This is a genomic window from Rhizobium sp. S152, from assembly GCF_030380735.1.
Classification (GTDB): Bacteria; Pseudomonadota; Alphaproteobacteria; order Rhizobiales; family Rhizobiaceae; genus Rhizobium.
This window is the reverse complement of sequence record NZ_JAUDRZ010000026.1, coordinates 11,064-29,386: the sequence shown is the minus strand read 5'-3', so window position 1 is coordinate 29,386 and position 18,323 is coordinate 11,064. Positions and strand designations below refer to the sequence as shown.

At 61.4% G+C, this 18,323-nt stretch carries 14 protein-coding genes; 6 read left to right on the top strand and 8 right to left on the bottom strand.

The window, feature by feature from the left end:
- Positions 1 to 4: 4 nt before the first annotated feature.
- Positions 5 to 2,110, bottom strand: coding sequence for an ATP-dependent DNA helicase RecG (gene recG / locus QTL95_RS19350; protein ID WP_289721556.1), 2,106 nt, complete (start codon positions 2,108 to 2,110; stop codon positions 5 to 7).
- Between the two features lie 92 nt (positions 2,111 to 2,202).
- On the opposite strand from recG, the gene QTL95_RS19345 reads away from it, so the two are divergent.
- Together QTL95_RS19345 and mfd are read left to right on the top strand one after the other, a co-directional pair.
- Complete coding sequence (locus QTL95_RS19345; RefSeq protein ID WP_289721555.1) at positions 2,203 to 2,517, top strand: FAD assembly factor SdhE; 315 nt, start codon at positions 2,203 to 2,205, stop codon at positions 2,515 to 2,517.
- The gene (gene mfd, locus QTL95_RS19340; protein ID WP_289721554.1) at positions 2,517 to 6,026 is read left to right on the top strand and encodes a transcription-repair coupling factor; all 3,510 of its coding nucleotides are present in this window, start codon (positions 2,517 to 2,519) and stop codon (positions 6,024 to 6,026) included. Before QTL95_RS19345 ends, mfd begins: the two co-directional genes overlap by 1 nt.
- Positions 6,027 to 6,135: 109 nt before the next feature.
- On the opposite strand, the gene QTL95_RS19335 is transcribed toward mfd, so the two are convergent.
- Positions 6,136 to 6,807 carry a DsbA family oxidoreductase gene (locus QTL95_RS19335; RefSeq protein ID WP_289721553.1) on the bottom strand — a complete coding sequence of 224 codons (672 nt, stop codon included), beginning with the start codon at positions 6,805 to 6,807 and terminating at the stop codon, positions 6,136 to 6,138.
- Between the two features lie 92 nt (positions 6,808 to 6,899).
- A complete protein-coding gene (locus tag QTL95_RS19330) occupies positions 6,900 to 8,702 on the bottom strand; it encodes an extracellular solute-binding protein (protein WP_289721552.1) in 1,803 nt (600 codons plus the stop codon).
- A 266-nt stretch (positions 8,703 to 8,968) separates the two neighbouring features.
- Between QTL95_RS19330 and QTL95_RS19325 the strand changes: the two genes are divergently transcribed.
- The gene (locus QTL95_RS19325; RefSeq protein WP_289721551.1) at positions 8,969 to 9,616 is read left to right on the top strand and encodes an invasion associated locus B family protein; all 648 of its coding nucleotides are present in this window, start codon (positions 8,969 to 8,971) and stop codon (positions 9,614 to 9,616) included.
- Between the two features lie 113 nt (positions 9,617 to 9,729).
- On the opposite strand, the gene hspQ is transcribed toward QTL95_RS19325, so the two are convergent.
- The 3 genes from hspQ to QTL95_RS19310 form a co-directional block, all read right to left on the bottom strand.
- Positions 9,730 to 10,059 (bottom strand): heat shock protein HspQ, encoded by a 330-nt coding sequence (hspQ, locus tag QTL95_RS19320; protein ID WP_289721550.1) that lies wholly within the window; start codon positions 10,057 to 10,059, stop codon positions 9,730 to 9,732.
- Positions 10,060 to 10,215: 156 nt separating this feature from the next.
- A complete protein-coding gene (glnA, locus tag QTL95_RS19315) occupies positions 10,216 to 11,625 on the bottom strand; it encodes a type I glutamate--ammonia ligase (protein ID WP_289721549.1) in 1,410 nt (469 codons plus the stop codon).
- A 55-nt stretch (positions 11,626 to 11,680) separates the two neighbouring features.
- On the bottom strand, positions 11,681 to 12,019 hold the full coding sequence (locus QTL95_RS19310; protein WP_003539626.1) for a P-II family nitrogen regulator: 339 nt from the start codon (positions 12,017 to 12,019) through the stop codon (positions 11,681 to 11,683).
- A 340-nt stretch (positions 12,020 to 12,359) separates the two neighbouring features.
- On the opposite strand from QTL95_RS19310, the gene QTL95_RS19305 reads away from it, so the two are divergent.
- Positions 12,360 to 13,835, top strand: coding sequence for an NAD(P)H-hydrate dehydratase (locus tag QTL95_RS19305; RefSeq protein ID WP_289721548.1), 1,476 nt, complete (start codon positions 12,360 to 12,362; stop codon positions 13,833 to 13,835).
- A gap of 16 nt (positions 13,836 to 13,851) precedes the next feature.
- Here QTL95_RS19305 and QTL95_RS19300 read toward each other — a convergent pair whose 3' ends face one another.
- Positions 13,852 to 14,658 carry a DUF72 domain-containing protein gene (locus QTL95_RS19300; protein WP_289721547.1) on the bottom strand — a complete coding sequence of 269 codons (807 nt, stop codon included), beginning with the start codon at positions 14,656 to 14,658 and terminating at the stop codon, positions 13,852 to 13,854.
- A 71-nt stretch (positions 14,659 to 14,729) separates the two neighbouring features.
- Here QTL95_RS19300 and QTL95_RS19295 point away from each other — a divergent pair, with 71 nt between their 5' ends.
- Together QTL95_RS19295 and QTL95_RS19290 are read left to right on the top strand one after the other, a co-directional pair.
- A complete protein-coding gene (locus tag QTL95_RS19295; RefSeq protein ID WP_289721546.1) occupies positions 14,730 to 15,002 on the top strand; it encodes a type II toxin-antitoxin system Phd/YefM family antitoxin in 273 nt (90 codons plus the stop codon).
- Positions 14,999 to 15,385 carry a type II toxin-antitoxin system VapC family toxin gene (locus QTL95_RS19290; RefSeq protein WP_289721545.1) on the top strand — a complete coding sequence of 129 codons (387 nt, stop codon included), beginning with the start codon at positions 14,999 to 15,001 and terminating at the stop codon, positions 15,383 to 15,385. The genes QTL95_RS19295 and QTL95_RS19290 overlap by 4 nt, the downstream gene beginning before the upstream one ends.
- A 7-nt stretch (positions 15,386 to 15,392) precedes the next feature.
- On the opposite strand, the gene uvrA is transcribed toward QTL95_RS19290, so the two are convergent.
- Positions 15,393 to 18,314, bottom strand: a complete 2,922-nt coding sequence (uvrA, locus tag QTL95_RS19285) for an excinuclease ABC subunit UvrA (protein ID WP_289721544.1) — start codon at positions 18,312 to 18,314, stop codon at positions 15,393 to 15,395.
- Positions 18,315 to 18,323 lie beyond the last annotated feature (9 nt).

Sequence of the window (18,323 nt, the reverse complement as noted above, 5' to 3'; positions counted from 1 at the left end):
GCTGTCAGCCCGCGTGCAGGAAGCGGATCGCCTCGTCGCGGCGGAAGAGATAGAGCAGGGTACGCACGGCCTTACCGCGCTCCGAGGTCAATTCGGGATCGCGCTCGATCAGATAGGCTGCATCCTTCCTGGCGATTTCGAGGAGATCGGCATGCGCTTCCAGACTGGCTATGCGAAAGCCCGGCGTTCCTGACTGTCTGGTTCCGAGCAATTCGCCTTCTCCGCGCAGCTTCAGGTCCTCCTCGGCAATACGAAAACCGTCTTCCGTTTCGCGCATGATCGATAACCGTGCGTGGCCGGTTTCGCCGAGCGGCCCCTTGTAGAGCAGGATGCAGGTGGACGCCTCGTCGCCGCGCCCGACGCGGCCGCGCAGCTGATGAAGCTGGGCAAGACCGAAGCGCTCGGCATGCTCGATGACCATGATCGTCGCATCCGGCACGTCGACGCCGACCTCGACGACCGTGGTCGCCACCAACAGCCGGATCTCTCCGGCCTTGAAGGCCAGCATGACGGCGTCTTTCTCCGGACCGCTCATGCGCCCGTGGATGAGGCCGATGCCGGGACCCAAAGCGGACACAAGCGTCGCATGCCGCTCTTCCACCGACATGAGATCGAGTTCTTCGGATTCCTCCACCAACGGGCAGATCCAGTAGGCCTTCTTGCCCTCGGCGAGCGCGCTTTGCAGCCTGCCGACGATGTCGCCAGTGCGTTCGCTCGGGATGGTGATGGTCTGGATCGGTTTGCGACCTGCCGGCTTTTCGGTGAGCTTCGAGACATCCATGTCGCCGAAGGCCGCCAGCACGAGGGTGCGCGGAATGGGCGTCGCCGTCATCACCAGCATATGCGGGGAGATCCCCTTGGCCGTCAGGCGCAGACGCTGATGCACGCCGAACCGGTGCTGCTCGTCGACCACGGCAAGCATCAGGTTCTTGTAGTTGACGCTGTCCTGGAACAGCGCATGGGTGCCGATGACGATCTGCGCTTCGCCGGAGGCAATCCGCTCGAGGATTTCATCGCGCTCGCGGCCCTTTGTGCGTCCGGTCAGTACCTCGATGCTTAGGCCGGCGGCGGCGCCGAATTTCGAGATCGTCGCGTGGTGCTGTCGCGCGAGGATTTCCGTCGGCGCCATCAGCACGGCCTGGCCGCCGCTTTCGATCACCGCGGCCATCGACAGCAGCGCCACCAGCGTCTTGCCGGAACCGACGTCGCCCTGCAGCAGCCGCAGCATGCGGTCCTCGCCGGCCATGTCCTTCAGAACTTCAACTACGGCCGTGCTCTGGCTCTGTGTCGGTGAAAACGGCAACGCTTCGAGAATCCGGCCGCTGATCGCGCCCGTCGCGTGCACCGGTTTACCCGCGACCTTGCGCAGACGCTGGCGCACCAGCGAAAGCGACAGCTGACCGGCGAGGAATTCGTCATAGGCGAGACGGCGGCGGGCAGGGGCTTGCGGATCGATATCGGCGGGATCGCGCGGCTCGTGCAGCATGTGGAAGGCGTCGGAGATCTCAGGCAATCCCTGCTTCTCGGCAAGCGCGAGGTCAATCCACTCCGGCAGCACGGGCATGCGCGGCAGCGCCGCCTCGATGATCTTGCGCAGCGTCTTCGGAGAGAGCCCTGCGGTCAGCGGATAGATCGGCTCCACCAACGGCAGGTTCTCGGCTTCGCTGGCCTTCACGATGTAATCAGGATGCACCATCGATGCGCGGCCGTTGAACCAGTCGATCTTGCCGCTGACGGTGACCTCCTCGTCGAGGGGGAGCTGCTTCTCCAGCCAGCTCGACTGGCCGCGGAAGAAGACGAGCGTCAATTCACCCGTCTCGTCGTGCAGGAAGACGCGATAGGGGACGTTGCTCTTGCGGTTCGGCGGCGGCTGGTGGCGATCGACGCGGCCGGTGATCGTCACGATCGCGCCTTGCGGGGCGCGAGCGATTCCGGGCTGGTTGCGCCGGTCGATCAGCGAGTGCGGCGCATGGAACAGAAGATCGACGACGCGGCAATCCTCGGGCGTCTCGCGGCCGAGCAGCTTCACCAGAAGCTCGGCAATCTTCGGGCCGACGCCGGGAAGGGCCGAAGCGGGAGAAAACAGGGGATCGAGGATGGCGGGGCGCATGCCGGCAAAATGCGACGAACAATGCGGCCTTGGCAAGGCTGACAAGCCGCTTTCGACGGTCTATAGAGGCGCATCAACAGGAAGGTCATGCCATGACAGGTGTCACACTCTCGAGCGCCGATCTCGACCCGCGCCGCCGCCGGATTCTCTTTCGCTGCTGGCACCGGGGCATCCGCGAGATGGACCTCGTCTTCGGCCAGTTCGCGGAAAAGGAAATCGCTGACCTATCCGAGGCAGAACTCGACGAGTTCGAGACGATCATGGCCGAGGAAGACAATGACCTGGTGCGCTGGATCATGGGAACCTGGCCGGTGCCGGAGCGTTTCCAGACACCGATGTTCGAACGTCTGGCGGCCTACAAGCCCGATTTCGAATATCCGGCCGATAGCCTGCCCGGGAAAGCATGATGATACCAGGATTTGACGCAAGGAAGCTCGCCGCTCTCGCCGAGCCGCTGACGATCGGCAACGTGCCCTCCGGGCTAGAGCCGGTGCTGTTGGCGGAATTGGCGCGCGCCGGAGGCCCTGTTGCCTACGTGCTGTCCGACGGCCAGCGCATGGCCGATCTGGAGCAGATGCTCGGCTTCGTTGCGCCGGACATCCCTGTCCTGACGTTGCCCGCTTGGGACTGTCTGCCCTACGACCGCGTCTCACCCAGCGCCGACACGTCGGCGCGCCGGCTGGCGGCGCTGAGCGGGCTTATCGCGCACCACAAGAAGCCGCACGCGGCGATCGTGCTCGTGACCGTCAACGCCATGCTGCAGAAGGTGGCGCCGCAGGACGTGATCGAAAGCCTGGCGTTTTCCGCCCGACCCGGCAACCGGGTGCGGATGGAGGACGTCGCCGGACGTCTGGAGCGCAACGGCTTTGATCGCGTCGCGACCGTTCGCGAAGTAGGCGAGTACGCGGTGCGCGGAGGCATTCTCGACGTCTTCGTGCCCGGCACGGAAGAGCCGGTCAGGCTCGATTTCTTCGGCGACACGCTGGAAAGCATCCGCAGCTTCGATCCGGCCAGCCAGCGAACGACGGGGCAGGTACGCTCGCTCGACCTCAACCCGATGAGCGAGGTGACGCTGACGCCGGATACCATCAGCCGCTTCCGCAAGAATTATCTCTCCTCCTTCGGCGCGGCGACGCGCGACGATGCGCTCTACCTCGCGGTTTCCGAGGGACGCCGCTACGCCGGCATGGAGCATTGGCTGCCGCTTTTCTATGAAAAGCTGGATACCGTCTTCGACTATCTCAAGGGTTTCCGCCTCGTCACCGACCATACAGTGCGCGAGGCCGCCGAAGAGCGCTCCAAGCTCGTTCTTGACTATTATGACGCCCGCCTGAACTCCGGTCAGCCGGTCAAGGGCCAGATGGCTCAGGGCACGCCCTACAAGCCGGTGGTGCCGGGCCAACTCTATCTGGAAAGCAAGACCTTCTCGCAGACGCTGGACGCGTTCAACGCCATCCGCATCACGCCTTTCAACGAGCATGAGGGCGAAGCAAGGCGGGTCATCAACATCGACGCGCGCCAAGGCGAACGCTGGGCGCGCTCGAACGCGGAAGACACGGGCGGCAATGCCGAGCGCGTCAACGTCTTCGACGCGGTCGTCAAGCATGTGGCCGACCGGCGCGCCAAGGGCGCCAAGGTGCTGATCGCCGCCTGGACGGAAGGCTCGCTCGAACGGCTGCTGCAGGTGCTGAACGAGCATGGGCTGGAGCGGGTCAAGCCGATCGCCGCGCTGAGGGAGATCGACAAGCTCGACAAGGGTGAGGCGGCGGCGGCCGTGCTCAATTTGGAGGCCGGCTTCGAGAGCGGCGAACTCGTCGTCATCGGCGAGCAGGACATTCTCGGCGACCGCATGGTGCGCCGCTCCAAGCGCCGCAAGCGCGCCGCCGACTTCATCTCCGAAGTGGCGGGCCTCGACGAGGGATCGGTCGTCGTCCACGCCGAACACGGCATCGGCCGCTTCGTCGGCCTCAGGACGATCCAGGCGGCCGGCGCGCAGCACGCGTGCCTGGAGCTGCAGTATGCCGACGAGGCCAAGCTCTTCCTGCCGGTCGAAAACATCGACCTGCTCTCGCGCTACGGCGGCGAGGGGACCGAGGCGCAGCTTGACAAGCTCGGCGGCGGCGCATGGCAGATGCGCAAGGCCAAGCTCAAGAAACGCCTGCTCGACATGGCCGACGGCCTGATCCGCATCGCCGCCGAGCGCATGACGCGACACGCGCCCGTGCTGACGACGCCGGAAGGCCTCTACGACGAGTTCGCGGCGCGCTTCCCCTATGACGAGACCGAGGACCAGGACAACGCCATCGAGGCGGTGCGCGGCGATCTCGGAGCCGGCCGTCCGATGGATCGCCTCGTCTGCGGCGACGTCGGCTTCGGCAAGACCGAGGTGGCGCTACGCGCAGCCTTCGTCGCGGCCATGAACGGCATCCAGGTCGCCGTCGTCGTGCCGACGACGCTGCTCGCCCGCCAGCACTTCAAGACATTCGCCGAGCGGTTCCGCGGCCTGCCGGTGCGGGTGGCGCAGGCATCACGCCTCGTCGGCTCGAAGGAACTGGCGCTGACGAAAAAGGAAGTGGCCGAGGGCAAGACGGATATCGTCGTCGGAACCCACGCGCTGCTTGGCGCCGGCATCAAGTTCGCCAATCTCGGACTGCTCATCATCGACGAGGAGCAGCACTTCGGCGTCAAGCACAAGGAGCGGCTGAAGGAGCTGAAGAGCGACGTGCACGTGCTGACGCTCTCGGCAACGCCGATCCCGCGCACGCTGCAGTTAGCGATGACCGGCGTCCGCGAGCTGTCGCTGATCACCACGCCGCCGGTGGACCGCATGGCGGTGCGCACCTTCATTTCGCCATTCGATTCGCTCGTCATCCGCGAGACGCTGATGCGCGAGCATTATCGCGGCGGTCAGAGCTTCTATGTCTGCCCGCGGCTGGCCGATCTGGAAGACGTGCATGCCTTCCTGCGCTCGGACGTGCCGGAACTGAAGGTCGCCGTCGCGCACGGACAGATGCCTGCCGGCGAGCTCGAAGACATCATGAATGCCTTCTACGAGGGCCGCTACGACGTGCTTCTGTCGACGACGATCGTCGAATCCGGCCTCGACGTGCCGACCGCGAACACGCTGATTGTGCACCGCGCCGACATGTTCGGTCTGGCCCAGCTCTACCAGCTGCGCGGCCGCGTCGGGCGCTCCAAGGTGCGCGCTTTCGCGCTGTTCACGCTGCCAGTCAACAAGGTGCTGACGGCAACGGCCGAGCGGCGCCTGAAGGTGCTGCAGTCGCTCGACACGCTCGGCGCCGGCTTCCAGCTTGCCAGCCACGACCTCGACATTCGCGGCGCCGGCAACCTGCTCGGCGAAGAGCAGTCGGGGCACATCAAGGAAGTCGGCTTCGAGCTCTACCAGCAGATGCTGGAAGAGGCAGTGGCCGAGGTGAAGGGGGTCGACGAGATCCAGGACACCGGCTGGTCGCCGCAGATTTCCGTGGGCACGTCGGTGATGATCCCCGACAACTACGTGCCGGACCTGCATCTGCGCATGGGCCTTTATCGCCGCCTCGGCGAGGTCAGCAGCCTCAAGGAGATCGATGCCTTCGGCGCCGAGATGATCGACCGCTTCGGCCCGATGCCGATCGAGGTGCAGCATCTCCTGAAGATCGTCTACGTGAAATCGCTCTGCCGCATCGCCAATGTCGAGAAGCTGGATGCGGGTCCGAAGGGGATCGTGGTTCAGTTCAGAAACAAGGAATTCCCGAACCCCGCCAATCTCGTCGGCTTCATCGCCAAGCAGGGCTCGATGGCGAAAATCCGGCCGGATCACAGCGTGTTCCTGACACGCGACCTGCCGACACCGGAAAAACGGCTGCAGGGCGCAGCCGTTGTCATGACGCAACTGGCGGAGATGGCGAAGCCTTGAAGCGCGTCGCGATCTTTCAGATTCGCTCGTTGCGCTTTAGGTCTTTGTTCTCTCGCATGTCTCCCGAAACCGGTGACCACTTTCGGGAGACATGCTTTAAAGGCCCCGCCTAGTTCATGCCGGCGCGGGCTTCGGGCTTCGCCTTGGCAATATCGCGCAACGCGCCGGCGATCACGTCGGGCGTCTGCGCGCCGCTGACGGCATATTGCTGGTCGAAGATGAAGAACGGCACGCCGTTGACGCCCATCTTCTGCGCCGATTCGATTTCCTCGATGACGAGAACCTTGTCGGCATCGGAGGCCAGCAGGGAGGCGGTCACGGCACGGTCGAGACCGGATTTCTCTGCGATATCAAGAAGCACGGCGTGGTCGCCGACATTGCGGCCTTCCTCGAAGTTCGCCTTGAACAGCCCATCGACCACACGGTCCGCCTTGTCGCGGTCTTCGATCATCGCCCAGTGAATGAGACGATGGGCATCGAGCGTGTTGGGGCCGATCTTGATGGCGTCGAAATTGAAGTTGATGCCGACCTCACGACCGAAATCCGTCAGCGTCTTGTGTCCCTGAGCGACGCGCTCGGCGCCGCCGAGCTTTTCTTCCAGCGCCGTCTTCTGATCGACGCCTTCAGGCGGGTAATCGGGATTGAGCCGATAGGGCCGCCAGTTGACGTCGACGCCGACCTCGTCCTGAACCTCGGCAATCGCCAGCTCGAGGCGGGCCTTGCCGAGATAGCACCAGGGGCAGACAACATCCGAGACGACGTCGATCACTATGCGTTCCACGGGCTTTCCTTTCCTGATTTTCCGCCTTGCATTGCAGCCATCTAGTCGCTGCGGCAGCAGACTTCAACCAGGCAGGAAAATGGAACCTGCGCCTATTGTACGCTTTGGTCCCACCAAGCCGGCAGCTGGTACCCGTAGAGCGGCACGGTATCGGGATGGCCAATGCGCTTGCTGCGCGCGACCCACTGCTTATCGACGTGGTAGAGCGGAAGGACGTAGTGGCCCGAGAGCAGCATGCGGTCGTGCGAGCGCACGGCAGCGGTAAAATCCTCGGCGGAGCGGGCGGTCAGAATATGCTGTATCAGCGTATCGACATCGGGATCGGCGACGCCGGCAAAATTATCCGTGCCCTCGCGGTCCCTTGAGGCCGACGACCAGCGGCCCATCTGCTCGATGCCTGGAGACAGCGACGAAGTGAAGGATTTGACGACGACGTCGTAATCGAAGGTATTGGTGCGGCTCTGGTACTGCGAATCGTCCACCGTGCGGATCGACACGTTGATGCCAAGCAGTTGCAGGGAGCGCTGGTAGGAGACAGCGAGCTTCTCCTGGTCGGTGTTCTGCGTCATGATCTCGAAGGTGAGGGGACGGCCCTTGTCGTCGCTCATCTTACCGTTCTTGATCGTATAGCCGGCCTCCTTCAGAATGCCGACGGCCTTTTTCAGCACGTTCCGGTCACGGCCCGAGCCATCGGTGACCGGCAGCTTGTAGGTGCCGTCGAGAATCGCCGGATCGATCTTGTCCTTGATAGGACCGAGCATCTTCAGTTCGCGCTCGTCGGCCGGGACGCCGAAGCTCGAAAGATCGGAATTCTGCCAATAGCTCTGGGTACGGATATAGGCGCCGGAGAACAGGTTTTTGTTGGCCCACTCGAAATCGAAGATCAGCGACAGGCCTTCGCGCAGCTTCGGATTGGCGAAGACCGGACGGCGGGTGTTGAAGACGAAGCCGAACATGCCCGATGGCAGCTTCGGTTCGAACACGTCCTTGACGACATTGCCGGAGGCCACCGCCGGGAAATTATACGCGCTTGCCCAATGGCCCGGGCTGCCATCGGGATAGATGTCTATGTCGCCTTTCTTGAACGATTCGAACAGCGTCGTGTCCTGCAGGAAATACTGCACGGTGATCTGGTCATAATTGTCGAGGCCGACCTTGGCGGGAATATCCTTGCCCCAGTAGTTCGGATCACGCTCATAAGTAATACTCTCGCCCGGTCTGACCGTTTTGACCTTGTATGGACCGGAGCCGATCGGCGTTGCCAGCGACGTCCGGTCGAAAGCCTCGGGGTCGATCGCGTGCTTTGGCAGAATAGGAAGGAGGCTGACGATCATCGGCGTCTCGCGATCCGCTTCAGTGCTGAAGGTTATACGGACGCCCTGCTCGGACACCTTTTCCATCTTCGATATGAGCTTGAGTGGTCTGGAAAAACGCGGGAGACCTTTCTCCCGCAGCAGATCGAAGGAAAAGATCACGTCATCAGGCGTCACGGACCGTCCGTCCGACCATTTGGCGCCAGGATTGAGATTGAACTGGATATAGCTGCGATCGTCATCCCATTCGACCGATTGTGCGAGCAGGCCATAGAGCGTGAAAGGTTCGTCGCTCGACCGCTGCATCAGGGCTTCATAGACGAGATTGCCGTATTGCGGATCCCACATGCCGCGCGCCGTCGTGCGCGAGCTTTTCAAGATGAACGGGTTCAGACTATCAAACGTGCCGACCACGCCATAGGTGATCTTTCCGCCCTTCTTCACGTCGGGATTGGCATAGGGAAAATGCTTGAAATCCGCCGGCAGGGCAGGCGCTCCATGCATGGCGATGCCATGGACCGGTTCGGCGAGAACCGCACTGCTGACGAGGGTAAAGACAACGGGGAGGACAATCCGGAGCATAGTCTGCATCCTTTCCGGAAACGGCACGATTCGGTCGAAGACTATCATGGGCTTCGCTCAATTCACCATCTAAGGCAAATTCTTTCCGACGCTCGCCAATTCGCCAAAGAAACACTGGAAATCTGCAGCCACGCGATGTAACACGAACGCCGAAGTCGGGGGGTCATGCATTTGCCTCATTGTTTTAAGAGGTCAAAAGCGAACAACCCTGTTGGTGAGGACGGCATATCCGCTGTCCCAACGGGATACCAGGAGACGGAATTCGTATGATGTTCAAGTCTGAAAAGAAAACACGGGCAGCCCTGTCCGTAATGGCAGTGATGCTTGGCGCCGCGATGGCTCCGGTGTCTTCTTTCGCGCAGGAAGCAGCTGACGGCGCGCAGGCCGCCGGCGCTCCGCGTCTGGGCTGGTACAAGACCTGCAGCAAGCAGGAAGACAACGACGTCTGCGTCGTCCAGAACGTCGTCCTGGCAGGCGGCGGCCAGCTCGTTACCGGCGTTGGCCTGATCACCGTTTCCGGCAAGATCAACAATAAGAGCCTTCAGGTTTCGGTTCCGCCGGCACGCCTCATTCCTCCGGGCATCGGCATGCAGATCGATGGCGGCAAGAGCCAGAAGATCGACTACCTGATGTGCATGCCCGACCGTTGCGTCGCGCAGATCCCACTGACGGACGCCATGGTCGCCAGCCTGAAGAAGGGCACGGACCTCGTTCTGACCTCGATCAACTTCCGCCGCGCGCCGAACCCGATCAAGATCTCGCTTGAAGGCTTCACCGGCGCATTCGACGGCGAAGCGGTTTCCGCTTCCAAGCTCGCCGAAAGCCAGAAGAGCCTGCAGGACAGCATGCAGAAGAAGGCTGACGAAGCGCGCAAGAAGCTCGAAGACGCCCAGAAGGCCGCCAAGGCGCAGTAATCCAGGCGCAAACCAGACATCGAAAACCCGGCCTCGCGCCGGGTTTTTTGTTGCCGCCTGGGCAAAGAAAAACCCCGCCGTAAGCGGGGTTGAAGAAGATATATGTCTGCGACTTAGTGGGCGAAGCTCATCTTGGGTTTGAACTGCCCTGTCGGCGCCATATCAAAGATCTGGTAGACCTGCTCGTTGCGCAGCGGCACGCCGCTTTCGTCGTTCGTCAGGTTCTGCTCGGATACGTAGGCGACGTATTCGTTTTCATCATTTTCGGCGAGCAGGTGATAGAAGGGCTGATCCTTGCTCGGCCGCACTTCGGCGGGAATGGAGTTCCACCATTCTTCCGTGTTGGCGAATTCCGGATCGACATCGAAGATGACGCCGCGGAACGGGAAGACCTTGTGCCGAACCACTTCGCCGATACTGAACTTAGCTACTTTTTCTTTCATGGTACGACTTCCTTTCATCACCCAATTTGGTGATTGGTGCCGCTTAAATCAAGATTTGTGTGAAATCTCGTCACATGAGTGTCATGACAACGAAAAGAACTGCGTGGCACCAGATAGACGAAAGCCCCGGATGTCCGGGGCTTTCCAATGCTTTGATCAAGACGAATAGTACATGTCGTATTCGACGGGATGCGGCGTCATGTCGAAACGCATGACTTCGGCCATCTTCAGCTCGATGAAGCTATCGATCTGGTCGTCGTCGAAGACACCGCCGGCGGTCAGGAACTTGCGGTCCTTGTCGAGGCTTTCCAGCGCTTCGCGCAGCGAGCCGCAGACCGTTGGGATCTTCTTCAGTTCCTTCGGTGGCAGGTCGTAGAGATCCTTGTCCATCGCCTTGCCGGGATGGATCTTGTTCTTGATGCCGTCGAGGCCGGCCATCAGCATGGCCGCGAAGGAGAGGTAGGGGTTCGCCATCGGATCCGGGAAGCGGACTTCGACGCGCTTTGCCTTCGGGTTTGTACCAAAAGGAATGCGGCACGATGCCGAGCGGTTGCGGGCGGAGTAGGCGAGCAGAACCGGTGCTTCATAGCCTGGGACGAGACGCTTGTAGGAGTTCGTCGACGGGTTGGTAAAGGCATTCAGTGCCTTGGCATGCTTGATGATGCCACCGATGTAGTACAGGCAGGTTTCGGACAGGCCCGCGTATTCGTCACCGGCGAAGGTCGGCTTTCCGCCCTTCCAGATAGACTGGTGAACGTGCATGCCCGAGCCGTTGTCGCCGAAGATCGGCTTCGGCATGAAGGTCGCCGTCTTGCCGTAGGCGTTAGCGACCTGGTGCACGACATACTTGTAGATCTGCATCTTGTCGGCGTTGCGCACCAGCGTGTCGAACTTGATGCCGAGCTCGTGCTGGGCAGCCGCCACTTCGTGGTGGTGCTTTTCGACGACGACCCCCATTTCACTGAGGACCGTCAGCATCTCGGAACGCATATCCTGGCAGCTGTCGATCGGCGGAACCGGGAAGTAGCCGCCCTTGACGCGCGGACGGTGACCGAGGTTGCCGGTCTCGTATTCGGTGTCGTCGTTCGACGGCAATTCCGTGGAGTCCAGCTTGAAGCCGGTGTTATAGGGGTCGGCTTTGTAGCGGACGTCGTCGAAGACGAAGAATTCGGCTTCAGGGCCGACGAACACGGTGTCACCGATGCCGGATGCCTTGAGATAGGCTTCTGCCTTCTTGGCGGTTCCGCGCGGATCGCGGTTATAGGCTTCGCCCGAGACCGGGTCGAGAATGTCACAGAGAATGACCATGGTGGACTGCGCGAAGAACGGGTCCATATGAACCGTTTCCGGGTCCGGCATCAACACCATGTCGGATTCGTTGATGGCCTTCCAGCCGGCGATGGACGAACCGTCGAACATGACGCCATCGGCGAACATGTCTTCGTCCACGCAGACGACGTCCATCGTCACGTGCTGCAATTTGCCCTTGGGGTCCGTAAAGCGCAGGTCCACGAACTTGACGTCGTTTTCCTTGATCTGCTTGAGAATTTCACTCGCGCTCGCCATTAAATAGTTCCTTTATTCGAGATGACGATCATGTTCCGCCCGCAGGCGCCAAACACTAAATAGCGTCGATACCGGTTTCGCCAGTACGGATTCGAATAACCTCCTCCACATTGGATACGAAAATCTTGCCGTCGCCGATGCGGCCCGTCTGCGCCGCCTTGCGAATGGCGTCGATGACCGCTTCTGCGTTCTCGTCGGCAAGCACGACTTCCACCTTTACCTTAGGCAGGAAATCCACGACATATTCGGCACCACGGTAGAGTTCCGTGTGCCCCTTCTGGCGACCGAAGCCTTTTGCTTCCGTGACAGTGATACCCTGAAGACCAACTTCCTGAAGGGCTTCCTTCACTTCGTCGAGCTTGAATGGCTTAATGATCGCTTCGATCTTTTTCATGAGAAAATGACTCTCCGCTTCTCCCGTTAAAGCAGGCTCAGGCCCGCTCCCGGCATGATGCAGTTATCATGCCAATTGGAAAGCGGATTTTTTGAAAAATTGGTCACAGGACCCAAAAAGCTGAGAGAAACAGCGGTTGAGCAGCCAATTCGGAGAGAAACGGGATCGAAATCATGCACAACGGTGCAAAACGGGTCAGAAAATCAAAATATTCACAATGCCTTATCGATAAACCGGACGCGGGATAAGTGGTCACATTTTGTGCATTTGCCCATTTTAACGTCCGTGCAAATTGTATTTCGCTGATTGTTATTTGGGCGCTTTCTGTTTGAATGGGCGAATGATCAAAGACCTTGCATCGCTGCTTCTCACTCCCGCCGAAATGAACGCCGTCGACGCGGCGGCAGCGGCTTCCGGTATCGACAGCTTCAGCCTCATGGAACGGGCAGGGGCCGCCGTGGCCGCTATGGCTCTCGCACGTTATCCCGACGCGACGCGGATCGTCGTTCTCTGCGGCCCGGGCAACAATGGCGGCGACGGCTATGTAGCCGCCCGCCATTTGCACGAGAGCGGCGCCAGTGTCGCCGTGTTTCATCTCGGCGACCCTACGACACTTAAGGGCGACGCGGCACGCGCCCGCGAGCAGCTTCAGCTGCGTTCGGTCACGCTTGAAAGCTACACGCCCGATGACGGGGATATCGTCATCGACGCGTTGTTCGGCGCGGGTCTGACGCGCGAGGTTTCGGAAGAAGTTCACGCTGTCATCGACCGTGTGAAGGATGCTCGGATACCCGTCATCGCAGTCGACCTTCCCTCCGGCGTCGACGGACGGACGGGGGAGGTGCTGGGAGCGGCGTTTTCGGCGGCTCGCACCATAACCTTCATGACGCGCAAGCCGGGGCATCTGCTGATGCCGGGCCGCGAGCTCTGCGGCTCGCTCGAGGTGTTCGACATCGGCATTCCTTCTCGCATCGTGCGCGCCGCCACCGACGGTACCGTCGCCGAAAACGGGCCGGAGCAGTGGCGCCATCTGCTCCCGTCGGCGGCCCTCGAAACGCACAAATACATACGCGGCCATCTCGTTGTCTTCTCCGGCGAGGCGACCAAGACCGGGGCGGCGAGGATGTCTGCCGAGGCGGGCCTGAGGGCCGGCGCGGGCCTCGTCACGATCGCCTCGCCTTCGCAGGCTATGGACGCCAACGCCGCGCATCTGACGGCGATCATGCTGCACGAGATCGACGATGAGACCGCGCTGCGCGGATGGCTTGAGGATACGCGACTGCGGAGCTTCGTGCTCGGTCCGGGTTTCGGCATCGGCGAGAAGGCGCGCGCTTTCGTGAAACTGTTGCGGGAACGAAATCTGGTGCTCGACGCGGACGGCATCTCGTCTTTCCGAGGCGATCCGGCCGAGCTGTTCGATCTTTTCGCGGATGGTGATACAAGACTTGTGCTGACGCCACATGACGGCGAGTTCGCCCGGCTGTTTCCCGATATCGCTGCAGACAGGACACTGGGCAAGGCGGACAAGGCACGGGCAGCAGCCGCGCGAGCTCACGCCGCCATCGTCTACAAGGGAGCGGATACAGTCATCGCCTCGCCCGATGGCAGAGCCCTCATCAACGGCAATGCGCCGATCTGGCTGGCGACGGCAGGATCAGGCGACGTGCTGGCCGGCATCATCGGCGCGCTCATGGCGCAGGGCGTGCCGACCTTCGAGGCCGCCGCCGCCGGTGTCTACATGCACGGCGAAGCGGGCAACCGCGCCGGCAAGGGGCTGACGGCCGAGGATCTGGCCGTCCACGTGCTGCCCTTCTGATTGTTTGGCGCTTTGATTATTTATCGACCTCGTCCTGAAGCGCGATGGCGCCGAAGGGAGCATTGACCTTGCCCTCGTGGATCATGAAGGCGAAGACGTCGCGCGGTTCGACCTTGACCTTGCGCTCGCCGTCAACCAGCGGCAGATCATCCGGCACCTTGCCCTCTGCCCAGGTCTCAAGGCGCTTGGCCCAAGCCTTCAGCTCCTTCGGCGGATAGCAGGTCTTGATCTCGTCCGAGCCCTTCTGCAGGCGTGTGTAGACGAAATCGGCGGTCACGTCCGATATCATCGGGTAGTCGAAATGCTCGGCGACGACAGGGGCAACGCCGTATTTCCCCAGGAGCGCCACGAATTCCGGCACCTTGAAGCTGTCGTGACGGACTTCGACGACATGCTTCAACGGCAGGCCATCCTGCTTTTCCGGTAGCAGCTTGAGAAATCCCTCGAAATCCTCCGGCTCGAACTTCTTGGTCGGCGCGAACTGCCAGAGAATGGGACCGAGATGCGGGCCGAGTTCGACGATACCCTGGCCCAGAAACCGTCCTATCGATTCACCCGCTTCCGCCAGAAGCTTGCGGTTGGTGCTGAAGCGGCTGGCCTTCAGCGAGAAGATGAACCCTTCAGGGACATCTGCGGCCCACTTGGCGAAAGTCTCAGGCTTCTGCGAGCTGTAATAAGTCCCGTTCACCTCGATGACCTTCAACTGACGGCTGGCATAGTTCAACTCGTCCTTCTGCTTCAGGTCATCAGGGAAGAAATGGTTGCGCCAGGGCTCGAAGGTCCAGCCGCCGATGCCGACGCGAATGGTGCCGGGTTTTGTCATCAATTCCTCCTCGTTGAAGTTCGCGAAGTCGTTGTCTATTATCTCTTTATCGATCATCGAAAGGCATTCCGATGACAGTCGTAACTGTGCCCAAGGCCAACACCGAACTCTCCGAACTCCTCAGCCGTGTCGAAGCCGGTGAGGAGATTATTCTGGCACGCGATGACAAGCCGCTGGTGAAACTGGTGCCTGTCGAGACCGATAAGCCACAAGTTCGCGGCTATGGTCGCTTCGCTCACCTGCGCGACAAAATTCCGAGCGATATCTTCCTTGAGCCAATGTCAGAAGATGAACTGGCTGCGTGGGAAGGAAAATATTCATTTCCCGGCGATAACGGCGAATGAATATTTTGCTGGATACGCACGCATTCTTATGGTGGCTCACAGCCGATCCGAAGCTCAGTGCGAACGCGAAAGCAGCAATAGAAGACTCGAGCGCCACACGCTACATCAGCTCCGCCACCGGATTTGAGATCACCAACAAAGTGCGGATCGGCAAGCTCGATTTTGGTCGACCCGTCGTCGAGAACTTCGATTCCATTCTTGCCGACGGCGGGTTTGCCAAATTGTCTCTTTCCATGGCTCATACTTTTCTTGCTGGTCAGATGGCCGGTGTTCACAAAGACCCTTTTGATCGCATGCTTGCCGCTCAGTGCAAGCTCGAAAACCTCTCGCTCATATCGATCGATCCCGCCTTCCAGGAATTCGGGATCGACATCATCTGGTAGGGGCGTTTCACTCCGCCGCCTGCACCTTCTTCACCGGCCGTCGCTCCAGCAACTCCTTCAGGAACTGGCCAGTATAGGAGCGCTTCTCCTTAACGATCGCCTCGGGCGTGCCCGATGCCACGATCTCGCCGCCGCCGTCGCCGCCCTCGGGGCCGAAGTCGAGAACCCAGTCGGCGGTCTTGATGACTTCCAGATTATGCTCGATGACGACGACCGAATTGCCCTGATTGACCAGTTCGTGCAGCATTTCAAGCAGCTTGGCCACGTCGTGGAAGTGCAGGCCGGTCGTCGGCTCGTCGAGAATATAGAGCGTGCGGCCGGTCGAGCGCTTCGAGAGTTCCTTGGCGAGCTTGACGCGCTGCGCCTCGCCACCCGACAGCGTGTTCGCCTGCTGCCCGACCTTGATATAGCCGAGGCCGACATCGAAGAGAGCCTGCAGCTTGTCGCGCACGGCGGGGACGGCGGCGAAGAACTCGACGCCTTCCTCGACCGTCATGTCGAGCACGTCGGCGATCGACTTCTGCTTGAAGGTGACGTCGAGCGTTTCGCGGTTGTAGCGCTTGCCGTGGCAGACGTCGCAGGTGACGTATACGTCGGGCAGGAAGTGCATCTCGATCTTGATGACGCCGTCGCCCTGGCAGGCCTCGCAGCGGCCGCCCTTGACGTTGAAGGAGAAACGGCCCGGCTGGTAGCCGCGCGCCTTGGCTTCAGGCAGGCCGGCGAACCAGTCGCGGATCGGGGTGAAGGCTCCGGTGTAGGTGGCCGGGTTGGAGCGGGGGGTGCGGCCGATCGGCGACTGGTCGATGTCGATGACCTTGTCGATATGCTCGAAGCCGTCGATGCGGTCGTGGTCCGCCGGGATTTCGCGCGCGCCCATGACGCGGCGTGCGGCGGACTTGTAGAGCGTCTCGATCAGGAAGGTGGACTTGCCGCCGCCAGAGACACCCGTAACCGCGGTGAAGACGCCGAGCGGGATCGATGCCGTGACGTTCTTCAGATTGTTACCGCGAGCGCCAACAACCTTGATTTCCTTGCCCTTCTTGACCTTGCGACGCTCGTCGGGAACCGGCACGCCGAGTTCGCCCGACAGGTATTTACCGGTCAGTGACTTCGGGTTGGCCATGATATCCTGAGGCGTGCCGTGGGCGATGACCTGACCGCCATGGATGCCGGCAGCCGGGCCAATATCGACCACGTCGTCGGCCTGCAGGATCGCGTCCTCGTCATGCTCGACGACAATCACGGTGTTGCCGATATCGCGCAGGTGCTTCAGCGTCTCCAGCAGGCGGGCGTTGTCGCGCTGGTGCAGGCCGATCGACGGCTCGTCAAGCACGTAAAGAACGCCCGTCAGGCCGGAGCCGATCTGCGAGGCGAGACGGATACGCTGGCTTTCGCCACCCGAGAGCGTGCCGGAATTGCGCGACAAGCTCAGATATTCGAGGCCGACGTCGTTGAGGAAGCGCAGGCGGTCGCGGATTTCCTTGAGGATGCGGACGGCGATCTCGTTCTGCTTGGCGTTGAAGCTGTCAGGCAGGGTCTCAAACCAGTCTCGGGCGATGCGGATCGACATGTCGGTCACCTGGCCGATATGCAGCTTGTTGATCTTCACGGCCAGTGCCTCCGGCTTCAGGCGGAAGCCGTTGCAGGAAGGGCAGGGTGCGGCTGACATGTAGCGCTCGATCTCCTCGCGCGCCCAGGCACTGTCGCTCTCCTTCCAGCGGCGCTCGAGGTTGGTGATGATGCCTTCGAAATTCTTGTGGGTCGTGTAGGAGCGGGCGCCATCGACGTAGTGGAATTCGATCTTCTCCTCGGTGCCGTTGAGGATGACGTCCTGCGCCTTGGCGGAGAGGTCGTTCCAGCGGGCGCCGAGCTTGAAGCCGAAATGCTTGCCGAGCGCTTCCAGCGTCTGGTTATAGTAAGGCGAGGACGACTTGGCCCAGGGGGCGATGGCGCCGTCGCGCAGCGTGCGCTCGGGTTCCGGCACGATCAGGTTGGCATCGATCTTCTGCTGGGCGCCGAGGCCGTCGCAGGTCGGGCAGGCGCCGGCCGGGTTGTTGAAGGAGAACAGGCGCGGCTCGATCTCGGAAATGGTGAATCCGGACACCGGGCAGGCGAATTTTTCCGAGAACAGCACGCGTTCATGCGTCTCGTTGAGCGACTTGTTGGCGCTGCCGCCGGCCGCCGTCTCCTCCACCGGCAGCGGCTTGTCGGCGAATTCGGCGATGGCGAGGCCGTCGGCAAGCTTCAGCGAGGTCTCCAGACTGTCGGCAAGACGCGCCGATACATCAGCGCGCACGACGACGCGATCGACCACGATGTCGATGTCGTGCTTGTACTTCTTGTCGAGCGCGGGGGCATCGGCGATCTCGTAGAACTGGCCGTCGATCTTCACGCGCTGGAAGCCCTTCTTCATGAGCTCCGCGAGTTCCTTCTTGTATTCGCCCTTGCGGCCGCGCACCAGCGGCGCCAGGATGAAGAGGCGGGTACCTTCCTCGAAGGCGAGGATGCGGTCGACCATCTGGCTGACGGTCTGGCTCTCGATCGGCAGGCCGGTGGCCGGCGAATAGGGAACGCCGACGCGCGCGAAGAGCAGGCGCATGTAGTCGTAGATTTCGGTTACGGTGCCGACCGTCGAGCGCGGGTTGCGCGAGGTCGTCTTCTGCTCGATCGAAATCGCCGGCGAGAGGCCGTCGATCTGGTCGACATCGGGCTTCTGCATCATCTCGAGGAACTGGCGGGCATAGGCCGAGAGGCTCTCGACGTAGCGGCGCTGGCCCTCGGCATAAATGGTGTCGAAAGCGAGCGATGATTTACCCGATCCCGACAGGCCAGTCATCACGATCAGCTTGTTGCGCGGCAGATCGAGGTCGATGCCCTTCAGATTGTGCTCGCGCGCGCCACGGATTGAAATCGTCTTCAGTTCGCTCATCGTCTTCTG

Coding starts and splice junctions, on each gene's coding strand:
- QTL95_RS19300 (WP_289721547.1), bottom strand. CDS start 14,658: ATGACAAAACCCGGCACCATTCGCGTCGGCATCGGCGGCTGGACCTTC.
- QTL95_RS19345 (WP_289721555.1), top strand. CDS start 2,203: ATGACAGGTGTCACACTCTCGAGCGCCGATCTCGACCCGCGCCGCCGC.
- QTL95_RS19330 (WP_289721552.1), bottom strand. CDS start 8,702: ATGCTCCGGATTGTCCTCCCCGTTGTCTTTACCCTCGTCAGCAGTGCG.
- QTL95_RS19305 (WP_289721548.1), top strand. CDS start 12,360: ATGATCAAAGACCTTGCATCGCTGCTTCTCACTCCCGCCGAAATGAAC.
- QTL95_RS19290 (WP_289721545.1), top strand. CDS start 14,999: ATGAATATTTTGCTGGATACGCACGCATTCTTATGGTGGCTCACAGCC.
- QTL95_RS19295 (WP_289721546.1), top strand. CDS start 14,730: ATGACAGTCGTAACTGTGCCCAAGGCCAACACCGAACTCTCCGAACTC.
- glnA (WP_289721549.1), bottom strand. CDS start 11,625: ATGGCGAGCGCGAGTGAAATTCTCAAGCAGATCAAGGAAAACGACGTC.
- QTL95_RS19325 (WP_289721551.1), top strand. CDS start 8,969: ATGATGTTCAAGTCTGAAAAGAAAACACGGGCAGCCCTGTCCGTAATG.
- recG (WP_289721556.1), bottom strand. CDS start 2,110: ATGCGCCCCGCCATCCTCGATCCCCTGTTTTCTCCCGCTTCGGCCCTT.
- mfd (WP_289721554.1), top strand. CDS start 2,517: ATGATACCAGGATTTGACGCAAGGAAGCTCGCCGCTCTCGCCGAGCCG.
- QTL95_RS19310 (WP_003539626.1), bottom strand. CDS start 12,019: ATGAAAAAGATCGAAGCGATCATTAAGCCATTCAAGCTCGACGAAGTG.
- hspQ (WP_289721550.1), bottom strand. CDS start 10,059: ATGAAAGAAAAAGTAGCTAAGTTCAGTATCGGCGAAGTGGTTCGGCAC.
- uvrA (WP_289721544.1), bottom strand. CDS start 18,314: ATGAGCGAACTGAAGACGATTTCAATCCGTGGCGCGCGCGAGCACAAT.